Genomic DNA, 7,981 nt, shown 5'->3' with positions numbered 1-7,981 from the left:
CGCTCGCCGCCGCGCCGCCATGCCGGACGCTGCGCCGCGCGCGCACCTCGACGAACACCAGCATGCCGTCCGGCTCGCGCATCACGAGATCGAGCTCGCCGCCACGCATCGTCACGTTCGCGGCGACGAACGCGAGCCGGCGGCGCTCGAGGAACTGCCGCGCCCGCGCCTCGAATGCCGCACCGACCGACTTGGATCGCACCGCGCCGGAAAAGTTGTCGTCACGCGCAGTTGCCTGCGCGCCCTCGCGCAGCGGATCACGCCGGCCGCCGGACGATCCGGACGACGCCCCATGGCACAATGCCGACCTTGTTCCGCTTGCGCCGCGCCCGCGCGCGTTGCCCGCCATGACTTCCCTCCTTGAACTTGCGCACACGCAGCACTACCCGGCCGCCGCGCTCTACATCGTCGCGACGCCGATCGGCAACGCGGCCGACATCACGCTGCGCGCGCTCCACGTGCTCGGCCTCGCCGACCGCATCGCGGCCGAGGACACCCGCAACACGGGCCAGCTCCTCGCGCGCTACGGGATCTCGAAACCGCTGATCGCCGCACACGAGCACAACGAACGCGAAGCGGCGCTGCGCGTGATCGAGCACCTGCGCGCCGGCGAGCGCGTCGCGTACGTCTCGGACGCCGGCACGCCCGGCATTTCGGACCCCGGTGCGCGGCTCGTCGACGCGGTGCGCGCGGCTGGCTTCGCGGTGATCCCGCTGCCCGGCGCGAGCGCGGCCGTCACCGCGCTCAGCGTCGCGGGCGACTGGGCCGGCACGTTCACGTTCGCGGGCTTCCTGCCGCCGAAGGCGAAGCAGCGCGCGGCCGAGCTGCAAACGCTGGCCGCGCATCCGCATGCGCTCGTGTTCTACGAGGCGCCGCACCGGATCGTCGAGACGGTCACCGCGCTCGCCGACGCATTCGGCCCCGCGCGCCGGCTGCTGATCGCGCGCGAGCTGACCAAGCTACACGAACAGCTGTTCCAGGGCACCCTGGCCGAAGGGCTGACCTGGCTCGAAGGCGATGCGAACCGGCAGCGCGGCGAGTTCGTGCTCGTCGTCGAACGCGCGCCGGCCGACAAGGGCACGGCCGACGACACCGCGCACGATGCGCTGCTCAAGCTGCTGCTGGAGGAAGTGCCGGTGAAGAGCGCGGCGAAACTCGCGGCCGCGCTGACGGGCGCGCCGCGCAACGCGCTGTATGCGCGCGCGCTGGCGCTGAAGGACGGTTGAGGACACGGCGGCCGGTCTCCGGTCTCCGGTCTCCGGTCTCCGGTCTCCGGTCGACGGCGACGGCCGCCGCCGGGCCACCGGAAAGCGCCGCGCCTGAATGACAAAGGGCTGCCCGAAGGCAGCCCTTTCTGCATCTGCGAGGCGATCCGCGTCGCGTTACTTCGCCGAGTTCGACGCGACCATTTCGTCGCGCGCCTCGCGCGCTTCCTGCGGCGACAGCCCTTCGATCTTCACGCGCCCGGTGCCCGCGTGCACGAGACCGATGATCTTCGCGGCCGCATACGACAGGTCGAGCACCCGGCCGCGCTTGTACGGCCCGCGATCGTTGACCTTCACGACGACCCACTTGCCGTTCGACGGGTTCGTCACCTTGATGTAGGACGACAGCGGCAGCGTGCGGTGCGCGGCGGTGAGCGCGTTCATGTTGAAGCGCTCGCCGTTCGCGGTGCGGCGGCCGTGGAAGCCCCTGCCGTACCATGATGCGCGGCCGTTCTGACGGAAATCGGACACGTCGGCGCCGTCGATCGGCTGCGCATCGGCCAGCGACGTGCTCTTCGCGTCCTTGCTGTCGGCGGCCGGCATCGATGCCAGCGCCGAATCGAAATTCATCTGCGACTTGTTGTTGTCCGCGTTCGCGGCGCCGGTCGTCTTGACCGCGTTCTTCTGGTTCGCGCTGCTGGTCGTCTGGCTGGGCTGCACTGCACAGCCCGTCAACGCGAGAAATACTGCCAAGGTCCCGAATCGGCTCGGAAATCGAAAATTCATCGACGTGTCGCCTTCTGGTTCGGGCCGCTCCTTCACAACGGTTGATGCGCGGCCCGGACGGCAAATGCGTGCACGCCCCGCTCGGAAGCGAGCAGGCGGCTTGCATGGGCGCGGCTCTCGTACTCGCCGCAACCGTCCTGATTAGTTTTCACGTCTGGCGCAACCTGTCCCCGGCAGCCTGACCAGACCCCACATGCCGCCATCGAACATGGCTTTCACGTTCGCGCGCGTTGCTTGCAGCCAACGCACAGGAACGGCGGCACAGGCCTCATCCGGCGTTGCGGCAGCAAGGCCGCGGCGGGCGCGTAGCACCCGGCCGGACAAGACGTGAGCACCGAACGATCGGTGCTGGATTCGCCGCCGGACTCCCCGGCGGCCGATGCTTTGACGGTGCTCATGGCCCCCTGTCTGACGGGGCTCGAACACCAGCGAAACGCGTGAAAATCACGCGTGATGAACCGCATTATACATAAATCAAAATGTGGTCCTGGAAAACGGCCCGTCCCGACCATTGATTCTCGCTATGGCTGTAACAATCGGGATGCTCCGGGATTGCCCGCCCATGCGCGGCGACTCCTGCGCCACGCGCACGGCAGGCCGCTCGCGCGCCCGGTACAATCGGACCTTTTAGCCGCCGGTGCTTCCATGAAAGTCACGCTCATCCCGGTCACGCCGTTCCAGCAGAACTGCTCGCTGCTCGTCTGCGAGACGACCGGCCGCGCCGCCGTCGTCGATCCCGGCGGCGATCTCGAACGGATCCAGCAGGAAGTCGCGCAGCAGAACGTGCAGATCGAGAAGGTGCTGCTCACGCACGGGCACATCGACCACTGCGCGGGCGCGAAGACGCTCGCGACGCACTACGGCGTGCCGATCGAGGGACCGCAGGAAGACGAGCGCTTCTGGATCGAGAAGCTGCCGATGCAGAGCGAGCGCTTCGGCTTTCCGGCCGCCGATGCGTTCGAGCCCGATCGCTGGCTGAACGATGGCGATACCGTGCAGTTCGGTGACGAAACGCTCGAGGTCTATCACTGCCCGGGCCACACGCCGGGCCACGTCGTGTTCTTCAGCCGCGCGCACCGGCTCGCGATCGTCGGCGACGTGCTGTTCGCCGGCTCGATCGGCCGCACCGACTTCCCGCGCGGCAACCATGCCGACCTCGTCCGTTCGATCAAGGACAAGCTCTGGCCGCTCGGCGACGACGTCACGTTCGTGCCGGGCCACGGCCCCGTGTCGACGTTCGGCGACGAGCGCCGCACGAATCCGTTCGTGTCGGACAAGGTGTTCGGATGAGCCAGACCGCGATTCCGGAGATCTACGTCAGCACCGACGTCGAGGCCGACGGCCCGATTCCGGGCCCGCACTCGATGCTGAGCTTCGCGTCCGCCGCGTACACCGAGGACAAGCGGCTGATCGCGACGTTCTCCGCAAACCTCGAGACGCTGCCGGGCGCCGCGCCGCATCCGGTCCAGGACGCGTGGTGGAAGACCCAGCCCGAAGCGTGGGCCGCGTGCCGGCTCGACCTGCAGGCGCCGGAAGCTGCACTCGTCGCGTACGTCGACTGGGTCGAGGCGCTGCCCGGCAAGCCGGTGTTCGTCGCGATGCCGGCCGGCTTCGACTTCACGTTCATGTTCTGGTACATGATGCGCTTCGCGGGCCGCTGCCCGTTCTCGTGGTCGGCGCTCGACATCAAGACGCTCGCATTCGCGATGACGGGCCTGCCGTACCGCAAGGCGATCAAGCCGCGCTTCCCGAAGCACTGGTTCGACGACCATCCGCACACGCACGTCGCGCTCGACGACGCGATCGAACAAGGCGCGCTCTTCTGCAACATGCTCGCCGACCTGCGCGTGCAACAGGCCGCGCTCGCCGCGCGGACGGCCTCCGCCGGCACCGCGGCCGATGACGGGGCCGACAGCGGAGCGGCAGGGCAAAATCCCACGGATCCCCGCGCAAATTAGCGAATCTCGCTCAGTGACGGCGCGTCGGATTGCGTTTCCTTCCTCGCGCCTCTAACATTCGGAGTGTTGTATCTGCCGCATGGAGGCGCAGGTGACGCTCGATTCCTTTTCGCAAAAAATCCTTCGCCTGCTGCAGCTCGACGCGCGCCGCTCGGTCCAGGAAATCTCAGACCAGGTCGGCCTGTCCAGCACACCGTGCTGGCGCCGCATCAAGGACATGGAGCAGTCGGGCGTGATCCAGCGCTACACCGCGCTGCTCGATCGCGAGAAGCTCGGCCTGCACGTGTGCGCGCTCGCGCACGTGCACCTCACGCGCCACAACGAAGGCGGCGTCGAGCAGTTCGAGCGCGAGATCGCGACCTGTCCGGAAGTCACCGAGTGCTACAGCACGACCGGCGAAGCCGATTACATCCTCAAGATCGTCGCGCCCGACATCAAGGCCTACGACGTGTTTCTGCACGAACGCATCTTCAAGATCCCTGCCGTGTCGCAGGTGCGTACGAGCGTCGTGCTGCGCGAAATCAAGTTCGACACGCAACTGCCGCTGTAACACCAGCGCGGGCCGGCGACGGCCGCGCACGCATCACGCACACACATCACGCGCGCGCCGATACCGAGCGCGTGAAACTGATGCGGCGCGCGCCGAACTGCCGCGCCAGCGCATCGACATCGAGCCGTTCGGCAAGCGCCGCGTCGGCGTCGCCGCTCGCGTGCGGATCGGCGACAAGCGTCACGTCGATCTCGAGGCCCGTGCTCAGGTAGTGCAGGCTGATCGCGCTCGCGCGCAGCCCGCGCCTGGCGAGCTCCGCCTCGAGCTGCTTCGCGATCTCTCTGCGCGGCGGCAACGCGAGCGCCGGGCGGCGCGCGGCATCGTTCTCCGGATCGACGTGGATCAGCGCATCGAGCACGCGCCGGTCCGTCAGCACGCGCGCACGCGCGGTCTCGGCGATGTAGTGCCCTTCGGAAACGGAAATCATCGGATCGACGAGGATGTGCGCGTCGACGAGTGCCGAGTCGCCCATCTTGCGCGTGCGCAGGTCGTGCACGTCGCGCACGCCGGGCGTCGCTGCGAGCAGCGCCCGGATCTCGGTGGTGTCGGTTTCGTCGAGCGCGCGATCCGACAGGTCCTGCAGCGCGTCATAGCCGAACGTCCAGCCCATCCGCGCGACCATGAAGCCGACGATCGCGGCCGCGATCGGGTCGAGCAGCCGGAAGCCCGCGAGACTGCCGACGATGCCGATCGCGACGACGAGCGACGACGCGGCGTCCGAACGCGCATGCCATGCATTCGCGACGAGCATCGCCGAGCGCACGCGCCGCGCCTCGCGCAGCATGTAGCGGAACAGCGCTTCCTTCGACACCAGCACGGTGACCGCGACGATCAGCGCGGCGAAATGCACGGGCGGGATGTCCTCGAGATGCACGAGGCGATCGCCGGCCCGCCACAGCATGCCGACGCCGACCGCAATCAGGATCCCGCCGAGAAACAGCGATGCAACCGTCTCGTAGCGGCTGTGCCCGTAATTGTGGTCGGCGTCCGGCAATGCACCACTATGGCGATTCGCAACCAGTACGACAAAATCCGACACCAGATCGGAAATAGAATGAACACCGTCGGCAATCAATGCCTGCGAATGCGCAATAGTACCGACAACGATCTGAAAGGTGGCCAGCACGACATTCAGCACGATACTGACCAGCGTGCTCTTGCGCGCGACGGCGTGCTTATCCGCGCTCTGCGCGTCACCGGGAAAGGTGGACATGAAATATGAGATATCGAAGGGGATGCCGGATTCTATCAAACCTGGCCCCCACTCTATTCCGATAACCCTAAATTTCCCATTTAAATCAACCGCTTATGCGAACGGCTCGCATTTTCATTCACACCGGTGCGTGACATTTTCGTGACGGCGCGCGCGCGCCCGACGCGCACCATGCAAAAAGGCCGCGCTCCGCTAAACGGACGCGCGGCCTTTTGGCCACACAACTTAAGCAAACGCTTAAATTGCGAACTGCTCGCGATTCTTGCCGGCGATCCAGCGCGGCGGCTTGCCGCGGCCCGACCACGTCGCGCCCGATTCCGGATCGCGATACTTTGCGGCGACACCTGCGCGCGGACGGCCAACCTTACCGGGCTTCGCACGGTTCAGGCCGAGCTCGACCAGCGAAAAACCGTAATCGGCGATTTTCTGCTTCACATCGTTGAGCACTTCGGCGTATTCGCGCGACTTGGCTTCTTCGATTTGCTTCTCCAGCTTCTCCCGCTGGGCCAGCAGGTCCTTGTAAGAAGACATAGTTTCCCTTTCCAAATGATCGATGGCGCCGCTCTGTGGCCAGCTCACCATTGCTGAAATATTTTTGCCTCGGATTTTGAAGGCAGAGATTAGCACAGAAAAGAATCGCCTGAAGCAACATGCATTAAAAATCCCGGCTTCGAATAGTAATTCGCACGGGTCAATTCGACCGGCGATGGTCATATCTCAAATTCTTGCGTCCTTACACGCAGATTAGGATATAACACATCACGCATTAAGACTTTCAACATACGCAATTACCCTGCATCAGAAAAAATCAAAGCTATCATCTGACGACAGGATCGAAAATTCCGACTTGTATAGCCAACTGACATAAGCAATACACATTCTGCGACTTCAGGTCACACGTCGCGCACACTCGATCAGCTGCACGCGCAACCGGTCGATATCGTCCTGCGGCGCGTCGAATGCGGTCCGTAATCGACGACCATCGCGCTGACCATCGCGCCGCCAGTCGGCGCCATAACGGTCGACGCCGAGCAGGTCCAGGCCGGCCCGGCGCGCGTCGCCGGCGTCGTAGGCCGCCCACAGCGCCTGCTCGTCGTCGAACGCGAGCGGCGCACGCGGGTCGAGCGCGGCGCCGTCGACCCAGCCCATCCGGCCGAATCCGCCGATATAGCGCAGCCGCTCGACGTCGAGCGCCCAGAACGTGAAATCGCCGAGCGCGAGGAAACGCTCGGCGTCCGGTGCATAGCGCAGGTAGCGCGCGACGAGATGCGGGTCGGCATCGACGGGCGCGAAGCGGCCGAGCAACGTCGCACGCTCGGCGTCGAGCACGTCGCCGTCCGGCGCATCGACGACGAGGAACCCGGCACGCGGATCGGCGACGAGGTTGCGCGTGTGCTCGGCGAGGCCGCTCACCAGGATCACCGGCCGATGGCGCGCATCCGGCGCGAACGGCACGACCGTCGGATACGGAAAGCCTTGCGGGTCGCGTGAGTGCGTCGCGAGCGTGCCGAGCGCGCAGCGGTGCAGCAGGTGCAGCGGAAGGGCGGGATCGATATTCACGAAAACTCCTGCAGTCGAAAGGCGGCGCATCGTGCGGGCCGCGGCGGATCGATGTTACTCGTGGCGGAAAGGGCCTTCACATACCCGCCAGCGAAATCGTAAGCGGTTCGATAGAATCGGGCGAATCTCAAACGGCGTTCGTGACGCCGGTCATTTTCCTTCCGACGAGTCATCCGTGTCCGATTCCTGCCCCGACCTTGCCGCGCCGCCCGTCGCGCATCGCACCCTGCCGCTCCCGGTTCGCCAGCGCGCACGCACCGCCACGATGGCGCTGTTCTTCATCGCCGGGATGATGTACGCATCGTGGGGCGTCCATGTGCCGACCGTGCGCGACAAGTTCGCGCTGAGCCCCGCGCTGCTGTCGGTCGCGCTGTTCGCGGTCGCGGGCGGGTCGATCGCCGCGATGATGACGGTCGCGCGCTGGATCGCGCGCGTCGGCTCCCGCACCGCGTGCCTCGCGGGCGGCCTCGCGATGTCGGCGTGCGCGGCGCTGATTCTCGTCGTGCCCGACTATCCGCTGCTGCTCGCGGTGCTCGCGCTGTTCGGCTTCTCGATGGCGACGCTCGACGTCGCGATGAACGCCGAGGCGAGCGCGGTCGAGATCGCGCTCGGCAAGCCGATCATGTCGTCGCTGCACGGGATGTTCAGCGTCGGCGGCATGGCGGGTGCCGCGGCAGGCGGCGCGCTGCTGTCGGCCGGCATGGCGGGA

Annotated in this window: 9 protein-coding genes and 1 pseudogene; 5 read left to right on the top strand and 5 right to left on the bottom strand. The window is 66.4% G+C overall.

The annotated features are described in order from the left end of the window. Positions 1–349 (bottom strand): YraN family protein (locus G3N94_RS38130; protein WP_241022312.1); only part of this gene is annotated, 349 nt, incomplete at its 3' end. Here G3N94_RS38130 and rsmI point away from each other — a divergent pair. Further along, positions 348–1,226, top strand: coding sequence for a 16S rRNA (cytidine(1402)-2'-O)-methyltransferase (rsmI, locus tag G3N94_RS38125; RefSeq protein WP_205799377.1), 879 nt, complete (start codon positions 348–350; stop codon positions 1,224–1,226). The two genes, G3N94_RS38130 and rsmI, sit on opposite strands and share 2 nt — an antisense overlap. Positions 1,227–1,382: 156 nt before the next feature. On the opposite strand, the gene G3N94_RS38120 is transcribed toward rsmI, so the two are convergent. Further along, positions 1,383–1,991: a septal ring lytic transglycosylase RlpA family protein gene (locus G3N94_RS38120; protein ID WP_205799376.1), complete on the bottom strand. Its 609-nt coding sequence runs from the start codon at positions 1,989–1,991 to the stop codon at positions 1,383–1,385. A 645-nt stretch (positions 1,992–2,636) separates the two neighbouring features. Between G3N94_RS38120 and G3N94_RS38115 the strand changes: the two genes are divergently transcribed. The 3 genes from G3N94_RS38115 to G3N94_RS38105 all read left to right on the top strand — a co-directional run bounded on the left by G3N94_RS38115 (position 2,637) and on the right by G3N94_RS38105 (position 4,499). Beyond that, positions 2,637–3,281, top strand: coding sequence for an MBL fold metallo-hydrolase (locus G3N94_RS38115; RefSeq protein WP_124598811.1), 645 nt, complete (start codon positions 2,637–2,639; stop codon positions 3,279–3,281). After that, the gene (locus G3N94_RS38110) at positions 3,278–3,949 is read left to right on the top strand and encodes an exonuclease (RefSeq protein WP_205799375.1); all 672 of its coding nucleotides are present in this window, start codon (positions 3,278–3,280) and stop codon (positions 3,947–3,949) included. The genes G3N94_RS38115 and G3N94_RS38110 overlap by 4 nt, the downstream gene beginning before the upstream one ends. A 79-nt stretch (positions 3,950–4,028) precedes the next feature. Beyond that, positions 4,029–4,499 (top strand): Lrp/AsnC family transcriptional regulator, encoded by a 471-nt coding sequence (locus G3N94_RS38105; RefSeq protein ID WP_006477376.1) that lies wholly within the window; start codon positions 4,029–4,031, stop codon positions 4,497–4,499. 46 nt (positions 4,500–4,545) lie between these two features. On the opposite strand, the gene G3N94_RS38100 is transcribed toward G3N94_RS38105, so the two are convergent. The 3 genes from G3N94_RS38100 to G3N94_RS38090 form a co-directional block, all read right to left on the bottom strand. Beyond that, positions 4,546–5,712, bottom strand: a complete 1,167-nt coding sequence (locus G3N94_RS38100) for a cation diffusion facilitator family transporter (RefSeq protein WP_205799374.1) — start codon at positions 5,710–5,712, stop codon at positions 4,546–4,548. Positions 5,713–5,949: 237 nt separating this feature from the next. Next, positions 5,950–6,243 (bottom strand): H-NS histone family protein, encoded by a 294-nt coding sequence (locus tag G3N94_RS38095; protein WP_124598948.1) that lies wholly within the window; start codon positions 6,241–6,243, stop codon positions 5,950–5,952. A 357-nt stretch (positions 6,244–6,600) separates the two neighbouring features. Beyond that, a complete protein-coding gene (locus tag G3N94_RS38090) occupies positions 6,601–7,272 on the bottom strand; it encodes a pyridoxamine 5'-phosphate oxidase family protein (RefSeq protein ID WP_205799373.1) in 672 nt (223 codons plus the stop codon). A gap of 175 nt (positions 7,273–7,447) precedes the next feature. Between G3N94_RS38090 and G3N94_RS38085 the strand changes: the two are divergent. Then, positions 7,448–7,981 (top strand): annotated as a pseudogene (locus G3N94_RS38085) (MFS transporter); the annotation flags it as partial.

It is taken from the genome of Burkholderia sp. Ac-20353 (genome assembly GCF_017104785.1).
Taxonomy (GTDB): domain Bacteria; phylum Pseudomonadota; class Gammaproteobacteria; order Burkholderiales; family Burkholderiaceae; genus Burkholderia.
The sequence above is the reverse complement of the archived record's forward strand: the minus strand, read 5'-3'. Positions and strand labels throughout refer to the sequence as shown.

Coding starts and splice junctions, on each gene's coding strand:
- G3N94_RS38110 (WP_205799375.1), top strand. CDS start 3,278: ATGAGCCAGACCGCGATTCCGGAGATCTACGTCAGCACCGACGTCGAG.
- G3N94_RS38115 (WP_124598811.1), top strand. CDS start 2,637: ATGAAAGTCACGCTCATCCCGGTCACGCCGTTCCAGCAGAACTGCTCG.
- G3N94_RS38095 (WP_124598948.1), bottom strand. CDS start 6,243: ATGTCTTCTTACAAGGACCTGCTGGCCCAGCGGGAGAAGCTGGAGAAG.
- G3N94_RS38100 (WP_205799374.1), bottom strand. CDS start 5,712: ATGTCCACCTTTCCCGGTGACGCGCAGAGCGCGGATAAGCACGCCGTC.
- G3N94_RS38105 (WP_006477376.1), top strand. CDS start 4,029: ATGGAGGCGCAGGTGACGCTCGATTCCTTTTCGCAAAAAATCCTTCGC.
- G3N94_RS38120 (WP_205799376.1), bottom strand. CDS start 1,991: ATGAATTTTCGATTTCCGAGCCGATTCGGGACCTTGGCAGTATTTCTC.
- rsmI (WP_205799377.1), top strand. CDS start 348: ATGACTTCCCTCCTTGAACTTGCGCACACGCAGCACTACCCGGCCGCC.